We start from the raw sequence: 19,790 nt of genomic DNA on the forward strand, positions 1-19,790 counted from the left end.
GAATTCCTTCAAGGAAAATAGAAATGACATGAACTAAAAGTGCTCCCGACTTCCTTCGGGATTCTTTTGTTTTCCCCACGCCGCCTGGCTGCTTCACTAAAAACAGCTACTAGCTGTTTTCTTTACGTTCGCCCCTGTGCGAGCAAAGAAAATGAAAGTAATAATCTAAAAATAAGATTGTTAGATTAAAATAGTGTAAAATTTTGAAACTATATTTTATGGAGATTATATCGAATTCACGTTAAATAAGAATTAAAATCAATTTTGAAATTGTCTTTTTCCTCAATATAACAAGATTTTCCTTTAAGAATTTTCAAAGCCCCAACCGTTTGGGGGAGAAATGTAAATTCATGAACTCCTTTACGGAAAATAGCCCTTAGTGAACTAAAATTTAGCAAAGCCTTGCGGTTTTAGCCTTTTCGGCTAAAAACACCGCTGGAAATAGAAGATTCATGAATTCCATTATGAAAAATAGAAATGACATGAACTAAAAAGTGTCTTTTCTTTTGGTTGGTTTTTGAACCTTGAACGGAGTTGATGGGTGGACAAGCAAAGAAAATGAACGAAAGTAACTTATATACCATACTTTAATAATTCAAAGACCCTATTTAAGATTAAAATGTAAAATTGAAATTAGATTGAGCTCAAGTTAACTAAGTTAATTAGAGAAACCCTGTTTCCATTATTGCAAACAGGGTTGTTTAAACAAACAATCAAACAAAAACCAACTAGTGTTCTTTCTAAACTTCCATACCAGATATCTTGTATATCTTAAAATTTGAATACTGTTGAATACCTCTGGTTAGTTGATTTTTGATAAAAAAATCAATCAAAATAACGTCAGTTCGACATAATTAAGAATTAAAATCGAGTTCAAAGTTGTCTTTTTCCGCAGTATAACAAGGTTTTACGTTAAGAATTTTCGAAGCCTTGGAGAAAATTTAGGAAAGCCCTGTGGTTTTGTCCACTTTCTGGACAAAAATACCTTGGAAATCGAAGATTCATGAATACCTTCAAGAAAAATAGATATGACATGAACTAAAAAGTGTCTTTTCTTTTGGTTCGTTTTCTTTGGACAAGCAAAGAAAATGAACGTAATAATCTAAAAATAAAATTGTTAAATTAAAATAGTGTAAAAAAAATTAAATTATATTTTATGAAATTTATATCGAACTCACGTAAAATAGATAAACGGTTTACTTAGAAAGTAATGCTGAAACTTGCCTTTAAAAAGAAAGGTGTTCCGGGCGTAAAATGAATTTCTTCAACGGCTGCTGTCTCTTCTTGTAACCTTGACTCCGTTGCAAATTGGGTTTCCTTCCATTTGGTATCAAACAAATTCTCCACTGCTATTCCCAACGCATAGTTTTTCCATTGATACCTAAGATTCACATCGGTCACAAAATACCCTTCTGCCACAATACTGTTATCTTCATTGGCTGCTCTATCATTTAGAAAACGATATTGTAAACCACCACTAAAACCTTTATAATCTAGCAGGCTCAAGCCTCCTGTCCAGGTAAAATTGGGGGCTAATGGTACGTAATCTTGTCCGTTAGGTGCATCCAAGCTACGTGCGTAGGCATAAGCAGCATCGGTATCAAAAAACAAATAATCACTCAATTGATACCTCATACCCAAATCTATTCCTGTTCTCCGCGTTCTTCCACTAGGTTCTACAATACCAGCATCTCCTACATAAATTAGTTCGTCTTCCAGCGATAAATACCATAACGCAGTATTTAAAACAACTCTGGCAGACGGTTTCCAGATGGTTCCCACATCTAGACCCAAGGCTTTGGGCAACGTATTCCTAGAAAGACGCTGGGTGACTACTCTAGCATCATTGGAGTGAAAACCTACTCCTGATTTCACAAATAATTGTAAGTTTTCAGTTGGGTTGTAAAGCAGGTTCAATTTAGGGCTTAAAATAGCTTGTTGTTCTGCGTCATTTTGGTAGTTGTTTGCCAATGCATTGGCATACGCAAATTTAAAATGGTCAAGTCTTAAAGAAGGTATTACACTCACCTTACCTAGATTCCACTTTGCTTCAACATAACCATACAGATTGTTTTCTTTGATGTCTCCCAATTGAATATTTTCTAAAGTAGTGGTTCGGTTAGCAGTTTCTGATAATTCTACCTCATCCATCTTATCAAAACGTCCACCAGCGCCTATTTTAAGCACTAAAGGATGCTTGGCAAATGTGGTACGATGCTGTAGTTCACTTTTAAAACCATAAATCTGTCTGTTTTCTTTTTGCCTAATCTGATCGCCTTCTTCCGGATTATTTAAGAAAAAAGTAAAATTAGAATACAACTCAAAATCATAATGGGAATAAAATACCTGATTCTTCACAAAGGTATTATCGGAAATTATTTTATGATAGGTCATATTTATATTGGTACGACCTGTGGTACCTCCTTCGGTGTCATCTATCGCTCCAAATCTAGAAATTTGTCCGCTAGCCACTGCTCTTTCCGGTATCTGCCCGGATGCATCCCAGGTACTGGAAAAATTAGAAACCGAGAAACTTAGTTTATCTGTATCATTTAAGTAACCGGAATATTTAGCAAAGAGATTGATTCGGTTAAAATTCTGAGACGATTGAAAGAACCCATCGGTAGAAACATACTCCATAGCTACATACGCATTTTGCCTGTTACCTTTAGACAACAAATTGAAGGCAGCTAAGGTTCTTAAGGTGTTAAACTGCCCTACCTCCAAAGAAATACTACTTTTCTTAAAGCGTTCTTTGGTTTGAAAACCTACATAACCCGCAGTAGCAAAATTTCCCTTGTTGGCATTGTAAGGTCCTTTGCCAAAATCAATCTTATCTATGGTTTCTGGAATTAGAAAATGAAGATCTGAATAACCTTGGCCGTGGGCATGGGAGACCATGTTTACGGGAAGTCCGTCTACCTCTATTGAAATATCAGTACCATGATCTATATCAAAACCTCTTAAAAAAATTTGTTCGGCCTTTCCTCCTCCTGCATGCTGACCAATAAACAGCCCTGGTACTTTTCTAAGAATCTCTTGCGAAGACTGCACCGGATCTGTTTTTAAATCAATAGCATTTATAGTACTCAATGCATTTACTGTATTCTTGATGACTACTTCATTAAGCTCCAAGGCCTTCTCCTCCAACAAAATGAGTAATAACTTAGAGAAATCAGTTTTTGTTAGTTGTAGAGAATACTTTTTAAAGCCTAAACTTCCAATCCTCAAAGAATCTCCGGGAGAGGTGTTGTTCAAAACAAACATTCCAGATGCATTGGTATGTGCGTGCGCTCCAGAAGTTACATTGTAAACATAGGCACCTTCTACAGGAAATTGTTGCTCATCTTGCACGGTTCCCCTTAAAGTTTGGGCAAAAGTATAGTACCCTATCAATAGAAAGGTGATTAAAAAATATGTCGGTTTCATGATTTAGTTTGTGAGATTTACAGCTTTTCTATTTTTACTTTTAGCAATGGGCCTAGTTCAAAATAGCTTTCTTGGAGTTCTTTCTTTAGGGTGACTACTTTATTGGTTTGCCCTGCCGCCTTGAAAATTTCTGCCATATGATACATGGCTTCTGGTTCAAAGGTTTTTTGGTATACCTGCTGTTCTACTATTGCTGCTGCTTTTGTAATATTTCCTTGCTGGTAATAAACCCATGCCAATAAATCATACGATGAAGGGGTGGCTCTGTTTAAAATCTCTCGTTTGGCAATCTGCATTGCTCTAGCATGCTTATCGGGCTGGTCTGCTAATAAAAGAATTTGGTAACTGTTGTACATTTCACCATACCCTTTTTTAGAAATAAGCTTTTCATACGATTGTTCAGCTTGTTCTTTCAAATCCTTATCTCCCAGTGTAGTGGCAATTTCTGCTTTGAGTACATACAAATCTGGGTTGCTGTATTTTGTTAATATTGCATCTATAATTGCTAAGGCTTCTTCGGGGTTTTGATCATGAGCATAGGCAATCCAAGCAATTCCTTTTAAGGCATAGGCATTATGAGGGTCTAGCTGCAACGTCTTTAAATAATGTTGGTAAGCATCTGCTATGCGTCCCGCATGTCCATAAAAATCTGCAAGATTAGAATATGTCCATATTTTTAACTCCTTACTATTGGCATCAGTAGCAATTCTAGCGGCTTTTTCAAGTGTATAAATAGCCTCTTGTAGTTTGCCTTTATGATCTTGCCACTTGGCTAACCGAATGTAATAATCAAAATCACCCTCCTTCTTAATGGTTTCTAGTGTTGTTTTTGCCAACGTATCTTTTCCTAGTTCCAGATACACATCAAAAAGCATTTTATGAGTAGCGGTAAGATCGTCTTGTGTAGCAACTGCTTTTTCTAAGGTTTGCAAAGCCTCTTTAAAACGGTGTTGTGAAATATAATTTCTAGCGATGGCTCTTAAAAAACCTGCATTTTTAAATTGAGTACGTTCATTGGCTTCCTGTAAAAGACTTTCTGCTTCTTTGAGGTAATCTATGATTCCGGTAGCACTAAATGCAAGCGTGTTTGCAGATGCCAAACGGCCTATCCAGGAAATCTGATGTGGAGATTCTTTTAGTTTATTCTTCCAGAAAGCTATTTCATTTAAGGCATAGGTGGTATGGGTATTGTTTTGTAATTCTAGGTTGTACTGATATTCTTTTCTATTTGCAATAGCATTAGTGGTATCTGAACAGGAAACTAGCAGTATCAAAGAAGTAAGCACAGCTGCTATTATGTACGTTTTCATGATTTTTTTGTGGTTTATGTTTGAAAGCTGTTTGTTGGTAAGCTGATTTTTCTCAAAAAGAAATTAAACCGGAGTTATGAGACTCCGGTTTAAAGATGCTTATTACCAAGGGGAAGCGAGGTATGGAAAAGATGCAGAATAGGTTTTATCATTCGCATCTACATTGTCTGAAGTTAAGCCTGGGTTAGCCATGCCGTCTGATCCTCCAAAAATAAGAAGGAGCTCTACGTCTATTACGTCATCAGAAAGAGTTCTTCCGGTGAGCACATTCGTGCCGTCAAAAAAGGTAGTGGTTCCGGTAGTGGCTACCCCTAAAACATCTGTAGCCAATAATCCAGTAAACGTTGCTGCGTCTTGCCCTAATGCATTAGTGGTGTATGCAGGATTAAGCGCGGTGAGTCTTGATTGGAATGAGGCCTGAAAAGCGGCGTTCATAGCGGCTGGTGTGGTTACATTAAAATTATCTTTCATAGCGCTACTTACAAATACCGTATTAATAGCGGGTCTGCCCATTTGGTCTTCTTGGGCATAGGTTCCAGAAAATTCCGGATTCTCCATACCATTATTATCGTCATCATTACTACAACTAGCAAATACAAACAGCGTTGCCATTGCTATTAATTGGGTATATTTTAGTACTCTTGATTTCATGATCTTCTATTTTATAAGTTTGTTATTATTGTTTTCTTTTGGTTTCTACCCATGTATTAAGTGAACCAGATCCTCCTAGTAGGTTTTTAGGAACTTCTACTACTACAGAAAGTACGTTAGACCCTGCAAACGTATCTGTACCCGGGTTGTTGAAACCGGTAGCATTTCCTGCCAGGATTTCATTAAACTGACCAAAATCAAAGAAAAACGGATCGTCTCTTGGCCCTGCAAAATAGCTCATGCCGTTGCTGTTTTCAATAATAGCACTGCTGCCATAGGCGGTAATAGCTACCTCTGCAGTAGTTGCGCTGGTTTCAATGGTGCTAGTGGTTCCGGTAGTACTTGGTGCAACGGGACCAAAGAAATACATTTTACCATCTCTTGGGATTGCTTGTATTACTAGGTCTTCTACGTTATCTCCGTTATTGTCTATGTTAAACTCCAGCAGTACATTTTCTTCAAATGCAGCGTTGGCAGTAGCCCCGGGACTCAGTAAGCCTTGCACATTAGCTACAAATACCAGATTATCTGTATCCTGACCCTGAAAGGCAAAATAATCGGTAATATCTGCCGTTCCCCCTTGCACAGCAGGCGCGTCAATATGGTCTGCCGCAATACCTACCAATCCCGCAATCGCCAGAATTGATACTCCTAATAAGATTTTTGATTTTTTCATTTGTGAAAGTATTTTTTGTTTCAGCCATACCTACGAGGTTTTCCAGGGAGCGGTTTTATTTTTTTAAAAGAAATATTTATAAGGCTTATAATTTTCATGCAGAAATCCTTTGAATTACCCCATAGAATTAGGCTGAAATGGGATTATTTTTTAAACGGTAGCAGTAGAAAAGCATGGAAAATACTTTACAAATCAAGTAAACTTTACATTTTATACTTTTTAGGAAGGGCTGAGAAGTATTTTTTATCGCTTCATGCTAAACCTTTGCATATTTTGAGTGGAAGCTTTAGATGATTTTCAGGGAAGCATCACGCTGTATACCTTAAAAAATTAGTGTTTTACGGATATCCGTAAGTTTTTATGGAGATTGTCTTGTTATCTTGTTTTCCGAGAATTTGGATGTAATTTTCAAACTATCAGCTGGAAGTAAAAAGAGGTATTTCAACAAATATTTTAAGAAAAAACACTCTTGTTATTTATAAATACGTTGGTTGCAAGGCAAAAAGCCAGCCTCACGCTCAGAGACATTTTAAACTTCCACCTCAAAAATAGTTTGTAGGCTTAAAGAGAATTATTGTCCCAAATATTTACTAAATTTGGGACATAATTAATAAAGAATGAATGAATCAGTTCAGCATAGAATTGAAAATAAAATAAAATCAATGAGAAGAGGGAGTATTCTGTTCCCATCTAACTTTGATGATATTGGAAATGTTGAAGTTGTGAAAAAATCCTTATTAAGACTTGAAAACAAAAAGTTTTTAGTAAGGTTAGCTCATGGAATCTATTTATACCCAAAACAAGACAAACTTTTAGGAGTTCTATATCCAACAATAGAAGAAATTGCTGCTGCAATTGCTAAGCGAGATAAAGCACGAATTATCCCAACAGGAACAACAGCTCTTAATAAATTAGGATTATCAAAACAAGTTCCAATGAATATTATTTTCTTAACTGACGGAGCTCCAAGAAGCATAGTGGTTGGTAAAAGAACAATAAAATTCAAACGAACATCTCCAAAAAACTTAGCTTTAAAAGGAGAAATTACAAGTTTAATTATTCAAGCACTTAAGGAAATTGGAAAAGACAATGTAACAGTAGAACAATTAGAAAAGATAAAAACACACCTTGAAAAGGTAAAACAAGAAATTATAGAACATGATGCTAAACTAGCTCCTGTTTGGATATCAAAAATAATGAAGAATAATTAAATATGGAAGCGTTTATACAACTTAGCAATAAGGATAAACTGAACATATTCAATCAAGTAAGTGAAAAAACGGGGCTTCCATCTTCTGCAGTTGAAAAGGATTGGTGGGTAACTTTATCATTGAATATTATATTTTCTTTGTCTTATTCAAAACATATTGTTTTTAAGGGAGGAACATCTTTGAGTAAAGCATGGAATTTAATTGAACGTTTTTCAGAAGATATTGACTTAGGCATTGACAGAAAATATTTAGGATTTGAAGGTGAATTAAGCAAAACCCAAGTTAAAAAATTAAGGAAAGCGGCTTGTTCCTTTATTGGGAATGAATTCTATAATGATATCAACGAGACTTTAATTAAACTAGGTGTTCCGGATTATGAACTAGTTATTCAAGAAACAAAAGACTCAGATACCGACCCTTTAGTTATTGAATTAAGATATAAATCTTTAACAGAAAAATCTGACTATTTAAGACCAAGGGTTTTGATAGAAGTTGGTGCACGTTCCTTAATGGAGCCTGTAGAAAACAAAGCCATTATTTCTATGGTTTCTGAAGAATTTAGAGAACTTCCCTTTGCTGAAACAGAAATAACAATACCTGTTGTTTCGCCTAAGCGAACCTTTTTGGAGAAGATATTTCTATTGCATGAGGAATTCCAAAAAGACACTCGGTTTATAAGGGTAGAAAGAATGAGTCGTCATTTATATGATTTAGAAAAACTAATGGATACAACTCACGGCAACGAAGCCCTGAAAGCTATTGAATTATACAATACAATTGTAATACACAGAAAGAACTTTAATGCTATAAGAGGAATAGACTACGCAAACCATAGCCCTCAATTAATTAGCATTCTACCTCCAGAAGAAACAATTAAAGAATGGGAGAAAGATTATAAAACCATGCGAGAAAGCATGTTTTATGGTGCTACTGTATCTTTTAATAAAATGATGGAACGAATAGCTGAATTAAACGCAAGAATTAAAACAATTTCATTATGAATGAAAACGAAATAAGAGAAGAGCTATTATTTGGAATCTTACAAACCAAACAAAAAACCTCCTTAACTACCCCTCCATCTTAGCAAAACCCACTGATTTGCGATACATATCTGGTGAAACGCCTACTTTCTTTTTAAATAAACGACTAAAATAAAATTCATCTTCATAGCCTAATGAAGCAGCAATGAGTTGTACTGATTTTGAAGTGAGGTAAAGTTCCCTTTTTGCTTCTACCATGATTCGGTTAACAATTAAGCTTGAGGTGGTTTGATGCAGGTATTTCTTTACGATTGCGCCTAATGTTTTTGAATTCACACATAATTGATCTGCGTATTCTTTTGGAGAGTGCATGGTCCAAAAATTGTCGTTTATCAAATCTACTAACGCTTGTAGTAATTCTGTTTGCCTATTTCTATGTTTTTCTATCGCATCCAGATCAAACGATTTCTTTTGCCGGACAGCTTCTATCAGAAATACTTTTAAAAAAGCAACTAATACTTCATGCTGCGCCAAAGAATCTCGCTCCATTTCTTTAGAAATATGGTTGATGAGACTTGTAAACATGGCTGCCTCAATAACTTTTAAAAAAGGCAATCCGCTAAAGTTATGGAAGAGTATGCCTTCTGTTTCAATTTCATTTTGATGCCTGTAGGTACAGAAAAAATCTGGATGAAAATTTAATAGTACCCCAGAACGCTTAGATGCAGACGTTAGCATAAATGGTTGGTATGGAGAAAGGCAAATCATATAGTTACCTTCTAGTTGATACTTTGAAAAGTCTGCTTGAAGCATTAGATTCTCGGCATCAATTAAGATCATGGAATAGTAATTTTTTCTTTGAATATGATCAAACTGTGAAAGATCATTAAACTGTTCTAGCCTAAATGCCAATTCACCATTTTGTTTGTTTATAATTATTTGTGCCATGAATCTTATAACGCTTTCTATTACTCTTTTAAATGAAAACAAAATTGGTGGAAGTATAGTAACACTTCCACCAAGATACTTGAATTATTTGGAGGCTAAAATAGCTATCTTTTGAATGGCAGCTGCTTCAAACCCTTCTAAAATTAAAGGAGCATTTTGCATAAGAGCTGCTGCTACTTTACCATTAAGATGGGCATCTCGTCCTTTATCATCAGCAAAAGTATCAAAAATAGCATAGGTATCTTCTGCAATTTGTATTGCATACCATGCTACTGTCTCAGGCTCATCTTTAACCAATTGCTTCCCCGCAAGAAGAAAACTCTCTATAGCTGCTGATTTACCTGCCTTCGCTTTCATAATTACCAGTAGCCCTTTGTTCTGCTGGCCTTTCTTGAATTCAGAAGCCATTAATTGAACTGCTTGGATGTGAACATTAACATCAAAATCTACTAAAAGATCTCCTGCATTTGCGAGCAGCGCTTTTGCTACCTCACCAGACAAATGGGCTTTTCTACCTTCTTCTATGGTAAAGGTGTCATAAATCCCAAATGTATTTTCATTAATTTGAAAGGCATACCATGCTTGTGTTAATGGCTCTTGATGCACCAATTCAAGTCCGCCTAGCAGAAAGTCTTTCACCGCTTGCTCCTTACCTGGCTTAGCTGTCATGGTTACTAATAATCCGATTTGTTCTTTTGCTGATTCTTTCATGTTGTTTGTTTTTAGTTGTGCAATTGTTTGAAATGAAATTCCTAGAATGAATACTAGAAACATAAATTTTAAAGGAACTTTCTTTATCATGAGTAATTATCTTTTTGGTACACTGCAAATTTATATACTGTTGAAAGGCGGTAGAATGGATATTCATCGTTTTAGCATGGACAATTTTCCATTACCTAAGAAAAGTATAGAAGCCCCTTCTTGTAGGCACTTATAATGTCAAAAAGTGTTCGCTTGAGCTTTACTACTAATTGCAGTAAATCTTTAGTGGTCTGTTCTTTAAAAAAGTATCATAGAATTCTTTCAAGTAGCTCCCTTGAAAAATGGAAAGAATAGACGATCCTATTTATATAAAAGCTACCAATTTGTCCCTTTTAATCTACTCAAAAGATAAACACCTCTCATCGTATTTAACCTTAAAAAAATTTCCAGTTTTAATTTTAGATGTATTTTTGAAACAAATTAAGCCCTATGAATCCTTCGGCAAGTGGTTGGATAGATAAGTTAAACAAATTGGTCTTTAAGCATCCAGATTTTGTGGAGATGCAAGAGGGTTTGTTTTATGAAAACTTACGCGCTTCTGGTTTTATTTATGGTTCTAACGTTAAAACGGCTTTTCCTATTCCTACAGACCTTACTTTGTCTGAAGATGAAATTACCAAGGTAAATCTGTTTTTGGGTCTAGTTTACTATTATAGGCAGTCTTATAAAACCCATGGAGCCGAGGAAGCAATTAAAGAGATCTTAAGTTTCTATAAAGAGATCAAGGTAAAAAAGTTATCTTTTCTAGATAAGATTCTTATTGGCAGTGAATGTTCTGCACAGCTTGAAAAAGTATTAGATTCCAGAATACGATTGAAATCTAATATGCTAACGCAAAACTTTAGTAGTATTATTACCAATGCCTTATTGTTTTCTGATGTATTGGCGTTTATTAATTTCTTACAAAAGAAAAAAGATCCCGAAGCCTACGCCATTCAATTGGAAAATAGAATCTCTACCGTGGTTTATAATGCGCTAAATTCTAAGGCTCAAAAAACAGAATATGACGAGCTCTTAATTAAATTAGTAGCTTCTTCTATGCGGTATCATCAAAACGAAGAGGTCATTCTTTTGGAAGAAAAGGATGCCCATAAAAAACAGCTCTGGTCTGCCATGGCAGATCAATATGTGCTGGATCTTGCGTGTATGGCAGTTTGGGACGATGCCGAAATTGACAGCAGCGAAACGCACTTTTTATGGTCTTTAGGAAACGATTTGAATATAGCGCGTATTAAAGTTGAAAATTCACTCACATTTATTCAAGAGTTTATTGGATTGTATCGAGATCAAATGTCTTTTTTTAATACGGCAAATCCGGTAAAAACATTTTATGAGCAGTCTTCTAAAACAGTGAGTAAATTAATTTTACGAAATAAAAACCGACTTACCAAAGAGCTTACAGAGAGTGGTGAGTTGATGGTACTGTTAACCCGCTCTACGGTGAAGGATCTTACCGATGCAGAAAAGCAAAAGGTAAAAGAACAACTGTTAGATATTTGTAAATCTATTCCTTCTCTTGCTATTTTTGCCTTGCCAGGCGGCGGACTCTTATTACCTTTACTAGTGAAATTTATTCCTAAGTTGTTACCTTCTGCTTTTAATGAAAACAAAATTGTGGATGAGGAATAACCATCTTTTATCTATACAGTAGAAATCTTCTGTAAAATCTAAAATTTTCACCATAAAAAGACCTTAGTTTGATTTCTAACTCAACCAGTCTTTAAAATCTTTTACTCTTTCTCTACTCACAATAATTTCACCTTCATTAAACTTCTTCATTTTTATTTGTAACCTAGAATTGGTATAAGAAACCATATCTTTAATATGGTTGATATTTACAATAAATTTTCTGCTCACTCTAAAAAAAACATCGGGCGCTAATTCTTGTTGTAAGTTTTCAATAGTAGATTCCAATAAATAATTCCTACCCTCTATAGTATGTGCATACGTGCCTTTGTTTTCGCTATAAAAACACTCTATCTCATCTATGGTAATCATCTTGAGATACTGCCCTACTTTTACGGTAAAACGTTTTTTGTATTCCCGTTCTAAGGGATTCACCAATAACTTTTTAATATCTTCAAAGTCTACCTTTAACTGCTTTTTTTCAGGGATACGTTCTCTGAACTTTTGGATAGCTACTTCCAAATCTTCATCGTCAATAGGCTTTAATAAATAATCTATACTATTTAATTTAAATGCTTGTAGTGCATATTCATCATAAGCAGTAGTAAAAATAATAGCACTTTTGATATCTATATGTTCAAAAATCTCAAAAGAAAGACCGTCTGATAATTGAATATCTAAAAAGATCAGATCAGGGTGTGTATTTTGTTGAAACCAATTGATGGATTCCTCTACAGAATGCAATAGTGTATCTACTCTTACTTTATTGCTTTCTAGCATTCTTTGCAAACGCCTTGCAGAGGGCTTTTCATCTTCAATGATAATAGTTTTCATGTACGCTAAGGATCAAGTAGATTATTAATACTAAGGTTAGTGTATATGGGAGGTAAAGCTATCTTGATCTTTGTCCATTAACTCTTTTATTTTTCTGGCTTCCCAATTTTTACCAAATATAAAATTAATTCCAAAGACGCTTAACGCATGTAACCCGAGGCCAATGCCCCAAAAAAATGGAATGACAAAAGTGCCTAGATTCCAAAAACTACCTCCAGACCCCATAATACTACTTCCTATAATGGTAATAAAAATAAGATTCATAATTATATAGACAAACAAATGCCAATAAAATCCTTTGAGCGATGCAATACGCTTTCTGGCTCTTGCTAATTTTTCTTCTTTTAATAAATCATTCATCCTATACTAATTTTCTTTATCCATAAATTCCTTAAGCTTTCTTTGTTCCCATTCTTTGGTAAAAATTAATTCTTTAGCAAAGACTCCAAAGGCATGAAATACGAGTCCTATTCCCCAAAAGATAAGTGTAAAAAAAGTACTTATTTGCCAAAATGTCTCGTCATTATAAAGCGTTCTTACATATACATTTACTAAAATAAAACTATTAATAACTACAAATACTGCCAAGTGAATGTAAAAACCTTTTAATCTTTTTACTCGTTCACGAGCTTCTTTATATGCATAATTATCTTGCTGTTCCATGTTTCTTAATTTTAATTATTCCCATCTTCTTTTATTGCTGTCTTCATTCATAAACTCTTTGATCTTTCGCTCTTCCCAATCTTTATTAAAAAACGGGTTAAACCTAAAGGCTTTAATTCCTTTAAAAAACAGTCCTATGCCCCAACCCAGAGCTGCCCACAAAAACCATGGATAATTCCATCCATCAATATAATAGTTTAATGCCCCAAGAAGGCTAATAAAAACTACGTAAGAAAACAAACTGGAATAAAAGCTTTTTACGGCTTCTACTTTTTCCTTTGCCTTCATATATCTTTTATTTTGATCTAAATCATTCATAAAATTTTTTTTTGATTTGATTGTTTAATTCTTATTCTTTTCCATGTACTCTTTAATCTTGCGTTCTTCCCATCTTTTGCCAAGAAAAGGATTAAACCCGTAAGCTTCAAGTCCATGTGCTATGACTCCAAAACCCCAACCTAAAGCTGGAAAAATAGCCCAAGGAAAACTGGTGCTTTTATAATTAATAAATATCAAAATAGGGATCACGATTAGATAGGCGGTTAAATTTCCATAAAAAGACTTGATTGCCTCCACTCTATCTAGAGCTCGTTGATATCTTTTATCTTGTATATAATTTTGTTGTGATTCCATAGTGCTTTTTTGTTTAGTTAATAAAGGTAATTTTACTCTAAAAACTTGATTATCTTTTTCAATTTCTACCTGGCGGTGTGTTAAAATCCCATACCGTTGTCTAATGTTCATGAGTCCCACCCCAGTACTTTTTTTCAATACCTGTTTGGGTTGAAGGTTATTCTGGATAATTAAATTCCCATTTTCTTCTTTTATCACCACTTTAAGTGGAGCCGATGGAGTAACCACATTATGCTTTACGGCATTTTCCAGTAATAGCTGGAGTGATAATGGTACTACTTTAGCCTCCGGATTCGTTAATCTTTCTGGAATTTCAAAAATGATACTATCTTCAAAGCGCATTTTAAGTAGTCTTACGTACAGTTTGGCAAAATCAATTTCTTCTTGTACAGTAACCAATTCTTTATTCTTTTGCTCTAATACATACCTGTATATTTTAGACAAGGCAGTAGTAAATTTTTGCGCTGCAATTGGATCTTCTTCAATAAGCGACGTTAATACATTTAAGCTATTGAATAAAAAATGCGGATCCAGTTGATTTTTTAAAGCATCAAATTGAGCAGAAGCTGTACCAGCAATAATCTTCTGTTCTTTGATCTTATTTTTCTGCATTTCACGATAGAAATAAGCCGCATGAAAAAAGATGGTTATTATGATGGTGATAAGCAATGCATTAAAATAAAATACCGCCCGCTCCCCTGGTATAAAATTAGCTATGGGTTCTCTCTCAAAACCTATTCTTATGATAAATTTTGAAATTAGAATAACAATCATAGTTAGGATTATACTGCCTCCCCCGCCTAAAAGGAACCTGTTTATTCTACTATTTTTCCAGTCTATTTTAGCGTTTATATAATCAAAGTAATAACTGTTTACCAGTGTTATATTGATAGAGAAAAACACTGTATACAAGAAGTTTTTTAAGAAATCAAAATCAAAATTTAAGACATTGCCATTCATCGTCCTAATAATTCCAAAAACCACTGTTATCAAGATGCCAATCACCATGCCACTAAAAACAGTTTTAAAGAAATTTTTCATGATTTTTTTCTGGATTAACTTCTTTTTTATTCTAATTACTTCGCTTCACAAGAGTTTAATAACACTGCTGCTCTTTCCTTTCCCCATGAGGGATGAAATTGGGTTTCTGTTTTAAAGGTAGCGAAAAGTTCTAATGCTTTCGCAATATCCTGACAATACGGACTGGTGTCTTTTCCAAAAAATTTAGCACTTCCCATATTCCATTCTGCATTAGCCAATACTACTCTAGGATTTTGGGGCGCTAAAGCCATTGCCTTTTGATGCAAAGCGGTGGTTTTACCCGAAAGTTTCATTCCATAAGTCTGACCGTCGTAAGAAATCCAGGCCGTGTGGATTAATGCTTGTAAAGTTAATAATTCTGCATTGTTCTCTGAAATGGTAATTGCACTGTCTATATATTTTTGAGCTTTGGCGAGATGAAAATTTAATTTTTCCAGATCTTTTTCTCCAAAAGAATGTATTGTATTAAGATAGGCAACATAGTAAAAAGGAACCCAGTTTTCTTTTTCTGCAGCTGCAATTCTTTCAAATAATTGAGAGGCCTCTTCTGGCTTACCTTGCTCCCAAAGTGTAAAGCCTTTTTGCATTCCCTTTTCATAGGTAGTGTCTTGAGCGGTGATACCCATTTGGGCTATTAAAAAAACAACTAGATAAAAAATTACTCGTATCATATTAATTATTATTAAAGGTTAGCCAATGTTTTTGTTTTTTACGCCAGACTATATTTGCCACTACCATTACCACCATGATACAAATGAAAAGTACGATTCCGGCAGGAGCCTGGGGTACTCTGGTAAATATTTCAGAAACCAAAGCTGCATATAGCCCTATTACAGACCAATACATAAAACTTAAGTGTAAAGCGATGGCATTTTTTCTTTTAAAGACTAATGGCATCATACCAGCTGCTAGGGTAATTGTACTGATAATAGAAAAGAAATGAAAGATTCCGAATCCGTTAAATAATCTGTAAATCATAAAGGAGGTAATTAACATTACCGTCATAGATCCTACGTAGATATATCCCCATATTTTATGCTTTTGATCGCCTTTTTTAAGAATGAGAACCATCGTGCCGGCAAGCAATGCAATTACTGCTGTGGTAAGGTGAATTAATCCGGTGGTGCTAAAATGAAGATGCATTTCTTATTGTTTTATAGCACAAATATCTACTAACAAAAAGAAGAATTAAAAACTAGTGTACTGAACTGTTAAATCAGAAGGATGAATTGTAAAACCGTAAAAAGAAGGGAAATATACTTAGAGAAAGGAAGGAAGAAAATCTCCAATTTGTTGAAATGGATGAAATCTTGAAAAGAGCTCTTCACGATACCAACCCAACTCTCTGGTTTTCTTAATCATTTCTGCATGCCTTTTATTTTTATAGGCATAAGACATCATATCTTCTGCCGATTGCCATGCGGAAAAAGTAGCTTGCATAAAAATAGGCCACTCCCCTATTCCTTTAGAATAAACGAGCCCTTCATAGTCTTCAATTGCAGCGGAGACTGAGGGTACGTACCTCCAGAATTTGGCTGCCATTAATGGTTTAATAGTAGCTCTAGTAATAACACACATAGGTTTAGAGCGATCTAGCATTATTTCTTCTTTAAATGGTTGCTGTTTTGCCCATTGACCATGCGCATGTACATTGTACATATATATGTGAGAATGTTTATCTGCCTTATCAAGATAACTTTGCATAATAGCACTATTAGAAAACTCAAAGGCCATTTCTTCACTCTCAAATACAGTAAGTAATGCATATACAGAGAAATCTGGTCTTATAGAAAATCCATTTTTACCACCACTCCCTAATGCTTTCCAAAAAACCAAACCTGGGATTTGATTTTTTTTTAAGGGAGGGAAGCCCATGCGGGTAAATGCATTCCACTGAGATACAATACCATTATACTTAAAAAAAGATATCAATGTTGTTTGCGGCATGATTTTTTTTAACAAAAAAACCCGCAAGAAGCGGGTTTTAAATTCTATGATTTAAATTAGAGAGAAGAGAATAACTTTTCCATTTTTTCTCTTTCCTCAAAAGCCATAGCAGGATCAATTAAAATTCTACCGCTATGCTCATCGGTAATTATTTTCTTTCTAGCAGCAATTTCCATTTGTACTTGAGGAGGAATTGTGAAGAATGAACCTCCAGAAGCGCCTCTTTCAACAGGAACTACCGCTAGACCATTCTTTACATTTTCACGAATTCTATTGTAAGCATTCACCAATCTCTCCTCTATCATTTCCTGATATTCACTGGATTTTTTAATAAGTGCTTGTTCTTCTTTTTCGGTTTCCGCCATAATATCATTAAGCTCTCCTTTTTTGTGCTTTAAATGACTGTCACGCTCTGATATGCGTTCTTTGGTTTGCGAAATCACCTCTTTCTTTTGCTCAATCTGTACTTTGAATTCTTTGATATTCTTTTCTGCAAGTTGAATTTCTAATTCTTGAAACTCTATCTCTTTACTTAAAGAATTAAATTCACGATTATTACGAACGTTTTTCTGTTGTTCATTGTATTTTTTAATCAGTGATTTTGATTCTTCAATGAGATTTTTCTTTCCAGTAATGTCATTATTGAGTTTTTCCAACTCTTCGTTTAGTTTTTCAAGACGTGTTTTTAGTCCCTGTACTTCATCTTCAAGATCTTCTACTTCTAATGGAAGTTCTCCTCGTACATTCCTGATTTCATCAACACGGGAATCTATGAGTTGAAGATCAAAAAGAGCTCTTAGTTTTTCCTCTACAGTTGTTTCAGTTTTCTTTGCCATATGTTAAAAATACTTGATGGGATTTGTTATACTATCCGATAAAATGATTGCAAAATTATGAATTTTTTCCTTAAGAAACTCAACTAAAAGGTTTTTTGTAAACTGTTCTGTTTCATAATGACCTATATCGGCAATCATTAAAACGTTTTCCGCTTTATAAAATTCATGATATTTCACATCTGAAGTCACAAAGACCTGAGCTCCAGATCGTTTTGCTGCTTCTATTGCAAAAGCTCCACTACCCCCCAATACAGCTACCTTTTCTATTTTTTTACCCGTAAATTCTGAGTGGCGTATACAAGAGGTATGCATGCATTTTTTTAAATGCTTTAAAAATGTTTGTTCGTCCATTTTTTCAGACAATTCACCTACCATTCCCATTCCCAAATGTTGATTGATATTTTCAAGTGTCGTGATTTCATAAGCCACTTCTTCGTATGGATGACTTTCAAACAATGCTTTTAAAATGGAGCTTTTAAGATGTCTCGCAAATGTAACTCCTATTTGTACTTCTTTTTCCTGATGCGCAACACCTTTCTCTCCTATAACAGGATTAGTTTCCTCATTCCCTTTAAACGTACCCATGCCTCCAATACTGAAACTACAATTACTGTAGTTACCAATATTACCGGCTCCTGCTTTAAAAAGTGCTTCTCTTAATGGAGTAGCATTAGCTTCAGGCACATAAGTCACCAATTTTTTAATGGTTCGCTCTTGAGGTATCAATACCTTTCTATTTTTTAGCCCTAAAACGCTACAGATTTTTGCATTGACTCCTTCAAATGAATTATCTAAGGCAGTATGCATAGAAAAGATGGCTATCTGGTGTTGAATGGCTTTTATCACCACTCTTTCCACATAAGAGTTACCCGTTAACTTTTTAAGGCCAGAAAATATAATTGGATGAAAACTAATAATTAGATTACATTTTTTAGCAACGGCCTCATCTATCACATTCTCTAAAGTGTCTAGGGTAACCAATACTCCAGATACCTCTTGATGCTTATCCCCTACCAATAAACCTACGTTATCAAAATCTTCGGCATAATTCAAAGGACTTAATTCTTCCAAAAGCTCGATAACTTGCTGTACGTTCATGATCTCAAATTTTTTTTCAAAGATAAAATATTATACTTTCGTTATAATGAGCAGATTTAGAAAATTACTGTATCCTTTTTCTTTGTTATACGGACTTGTGATTTGGTTAAGACATTTTCTTTACAATACCAAAGTTTTAAAATCTGTGACGTATAAATTTCCTATTATTTGTGTGGGTAACTTAAGTGTTGGAGGCACAGGAAAAAGTCCTATGACGGAGTATATAATCCGCTTGCTTCAACCAGATTTTAATGTTGCTGTTTTGAGCCGAGGGTACAAAAGAAAAACCGCTGGATATATATTGGCAGACAATAATTCTAATGCACTGCAAATTGGAGATGAGCCCTATCAATATCATCGAAAGTTTAAAGACTTAACGGTTGCTGTTTCTGAAAGCAGACAAATTGGTATTGAAAAATTACTTCAAGATACTGATTCAGAAGTAATTTTAATGGATGATGCGTTTCAACATCGTAAAGTTAAAGCAGGGTTTAACATCTTACTTTCTAGCTATGGAAATCTTTTTACAGAAGATTTATTATTGCCAGCAGGAAACTTAAGAGATTTAAAAAAAAGAGCCAGTGCCGCTGATGTGATCTTAATTACCAAATGTCCTAACAACCTTTCTTTATCAAACAAACAAACTATTCGCAAAAAAATAAAACGCTTTACAAATAGCCCTATTTTCTTTACTGGAATAAAATATGATGAAGCAATAAGAAATAATGATCAAGAATTTTTATTAGACAATTTAAAACAACAAGCTTTTACCTTGGTTACTGGTATTGCAAACCCTATGCCGTTGGTAAACTATTTAAAAGACAAAGGGTATGTTTTTGATCATATTCAGTTTAGAGATCATCACTTTTTTACGGCTGCAGAACTGGAAGAGTTAAAAAAGAAATCAAAGCTAGTAACCACAGAAAAAGATTTTATGCGATTGGAGAAGCATATTCCAGAGAGTTTTTATATTGCTATTAAGCCTTTCTTTTTAGATGATGAAAAATTAGTATTTGATAAGCTTATTCTTGAGTATCTGCAAAAAGAAAAGCGCATTCAGTGAATACGCTTTTTAAAACTAACTAACTCAAAATTTAACTGTAAGAACAACTTTATTTATTTATCTAAATATCAATGTTCATGCC

Annotated in this window: 21 protein-coding genes; 5 read left to right on the forward strand and 16 right to left on the reverse strand. The window is 34.5% G+C overall.

Features of this window, described 5'->3' with window-relative positions:
* Window positions 1-1,200 precede the first annotated feature (1,200 nt).
* The 4 genes from WBG07_RS15705 to WBG07_RS15720 form a co-directional block, all read right to left on the reverse strand.
* On the reverse strand, window positions 1,201-3,429 hold the full coding sequence (locus tag WBG07_RS15705; protein WP_340202582.1) for a TonB-dependent receptor: 2,229 nt from the start codon (window positions 3,427-3,429) through the stop codon (window positions 1,201-1,203).
* Between the two features lie 17 nt (window positions 3,430-3,446).
* Window positions 3,447-4,739, reverse strand: coding sequence for a tetratricopeptide repeat protein (locus WBG07_RS15710; protein WP_340202584.1), 1,293 nt, complete (start codon window positions 4,737-4,739; stop codon window positions 3,447-3,449).
* A gap of 102 nt (window positions 4,740-4,841) precedes the next feature.
* Entirely contained in the window at window positions 4,842-5,390 is a 549-nt protein-coding gene (locus WBG07_RS15715; RefSeq protein ID WP_340202586.1) for a DUF4331 family protein, read from the reverse strand.
* Between the two features lie 25 nt (window positions 5,391-5,415).
* Complete coding sequence (locus tag WBG07_RS15720) at window positions 5,416-6,066, reverse strand: DUF4331 family protein (protein WP_340202587.1); 651 nt, start codon at window positions 6,064-6,066, stop codon at window positions 5,416-5,418.
* Window positions 6,067-6,683: 617 nt separating this feature from the next.
* On the opposite strand from WBG07_RS15720, the gene WBG07_RS15725 reads away from it, so the two are divergent.
* Window positions 6,684-7,277, forward strand: coding sequence for a DUF6088 family protein (locus WBG07_RS15725; protein ID WP_340202588.1), 594 nt, complete (start codon window positions 6,684-6,686; stop codon window positions 7,275-7,277).
* Between the two features lie 2 nt (window positions 7,278-7,279).
* A complete protein-coding gene (locus WBG07_RS15730; RefSeq protein ID WP_340202590.1) occupies window positions 7,280-8,278 on the forward strand; it encodes a nucleotidyl transferase AbiEii/AbiGii toxin family protein in 999 nt (332 codons plus the stop codon).
* Window positions 8,279-8,344: 66 nt separating this feature from the next.
* Here WBG07_RS15730 and WBG07_RS15735 read toward each other — a convergent pair whose 3' ends face one another.
* A complete protein-coding gene (locus tag WBG07_RS15735; RefSeq protein WP_340202591.1) occupies window positions 8,345-9,205 on the reverse strand; it encodes a helix-turn-helix domain-containing protein in 861 nt (286 codons plus the stop codon).
* 84 nt (window positions 9,206-9,289) lie between these two features.
* Complete coding sequence (locus tag WBG07_RS15740; protein WP_340202592.1) at window positions 9,290-9,916, reverse strand: putative quinol monooxygenase; 627 nt, start codon at window positions 9,914-9,916, stop codon at window positions 9,290-9,292.
* Between the two features lie 46 nt (window positions 9,917-9,962).
* Here WBG07_RS15740 and WBG07_RS15745 point away from each other — a divergent pair, with 46 nt between their 5' ends.
* Window positions 9,963-10,142 carry a hypothetical protein gene (locus tag WBG07_RS15745; RefSeq protein ID WP_340202594.1) on the forward strand — a complete coding sequence of 60 codons (180 nt, stop codon included), beginning with the start codon at window positions 9,963-9,965 and terminating at the stop codon, window positions 10,140-10,142.
* A gap of 254 nt (window positions 10,143-10,396) precedes the next feature.
* Window positions 10,397-11,596, forward strand: coding sequence for an LETM1-related biofilm-associated protein (locus tag WBG07_RS15750; RefSeq protein ID WP_340202596.1), 1,200 nt, complete (start codon window positions 10,397-10,399; stop codon window positions 11,594-11,596).
* A gap of 75 nt (window positions 11,597-11,671) precedes the next feature.
* On the opposite strand, the gene WBG07_RS15755 is transcribed toward WBG07_RS15750, so the two are convergent.
* The 10 genes from WBG07_RS15755 to WBG07_RS15800 form a co-directional block, all read right to left on the reverse strand.
* Window positions 11,672-12,427 carry a LytR/AlgR family response regulator transcription factor gene (locus tag WBG07_RS15755; protein ID WP_340202598.1) on the reverse strand — a complete coding sequence of 252 codons (756 nt, stop codon included), beginning with the start codon at window positions 12,425-12,427 and terminating at the stop codon, window positions 11,672-11,674.
* Window positions 12,428-12,463: 36 nt separating this feature from the next.
* On the reverse strand, window positions 12,464-12,787 hold the full coding sequence (locus WBG07_RS15760) for a 2TM domain-containing protein (RefSeq protein WP_340202600.1): 324 nt from the start codon (window positions 12,785-12,787) through the stop codon (window positions 12,464-12,466).
* Between the two features lie 6 nt (window positions 12,788-12,793).
* Window positions 12,794-13,090, reverse strand: coding sequence for a 2TM domain-containing protein (locus WBG07_RS15765; protein ID WP_340202602.1), 297 nt, complete (start codon window positions 13,088-13,090; stop codon window positions 12,794-12,796).
* Between the two features lie 15 nt (window positions 13,091-13,105).
* Window positions 13,106-13,408 carry a 2TM domain-containing protein gene (locus WBG07_RS15770; RefSeq protein WP_340202604.1) on the reverse strand — a complete coding sequence of 101 codons (303 nt, stop codon included), beginning with the start codon at window positions 13,406-13,408 and terminating at the stop codon, window positions 13,106-13,108.
* Window positions 13,409-13,432: 24 nt separating this feature from the next.
* Window positions 13,433-14,764 carry a 2TM domain-containing protein gene (locus WBG07_RS15775; RefSeq protein ID WP_340202606.1) on the reverse strand — a complete coding sequence of 444 codons (1,332 nt, stop codon included), beginning with the start codon at window positions 14,762-14,764 and terminating at the stop codon, window positions 13,433-13,435.
* 35 nt (window positions 14,765-14,799) lie between these two features.
* Complete coding sequence (locus tag WBG07_RS15780) at window positions 14,800-15,435, reverse strand: tetratricopeptide repeat protein (RefSeq protein WP_340202608.1); 636 nt, start codon at window positions 15,433-15,435, stop codon at window positions 14,800-14,802.
* A 1-nt stretch (window position 15,436) separates the two neighbouring features.
* Complete coding sequence (locus WBG07_RS15785; RefSeq protein WP_340202610.1) at window positions 15,437-15,907, reverse strand: DUF2306 domain-containing protein; 471 nt, start codon at window positions 15,905-15,907, stop codon at window positions 15,437-15,439.
* A 117-nt stretch (window positions 15,908-16,024) separates the two neighbouring features.
* Window positions 16,025-16,711 (reverse strand): hypothetical protein, encoded by a 687-nt coding sequence (locus WBG07_RS15790; protein WP_340202612.1) that lies wholly within the window; start codon window positions 16,709-16,711, stop codon window positions 16,025-16,027.
* A gap of 56 nt (window positions 16,712-16,767) precedes the next feature.
* Window positions 16,768-17,547, reverse strand: a complete 780-nt coding sequence (locus tag WBG07_RS15795) for a zinc ribbon domain-containing protein (RefSeq protein WP_340202614.1) — start codon at window positions 17,545-17,547, stop codon at window positions 16,768-16,770.
* A gap of 3 nt (window positions 17,548-17,550) precedes the next feature.
* The gene (locus tag WBG07_RS15800) at window positions 17,551-18,645 is read right to left on the reverse strand and encodes a Nif3-like dinuclear metal center hexameric protein (protein ID WP_340202616.1); all 1,095 of its coding nucleotides are present in this window, start codon (window positions 18,643-18,645) and stop codon (window positions 17,551-17,553) included.
* A 46-nt stretch (window positions 18,646-18,691) separates the two neighbouring features.
* Between WBG07_RS15800 and lpxK the strand changes: the two genes are divergently transcribed.
* The gene (lpxK, locus tag WBG07_RS15805; RefSeq protein WP_340202618.1) at window positions 18,692-19,708 is read left to right on the forward strand and encodes a tetraacyldisaccharide 4'-kinase; all 1,017 of its coding nucleotides are present in this window, start codon (window positions 18,692-18,694) and stop codon (window positions 19,706-19,708) included.
* Window positions 19,709-19,790 lie beyond the last annotated feature (82 nt).

Origin of the sequence: Ascidiimonas meishanensis, assembly GCF_037782385.1 — a bacterium.
Taxonomy (GTDB): domain Bacteria; phylum Bacteroidota; class Bacteroidia; order Flavobacteriales; family Flavobacteriaceae; genus Ascidiimonas; species Ascidiimonas meishanensis.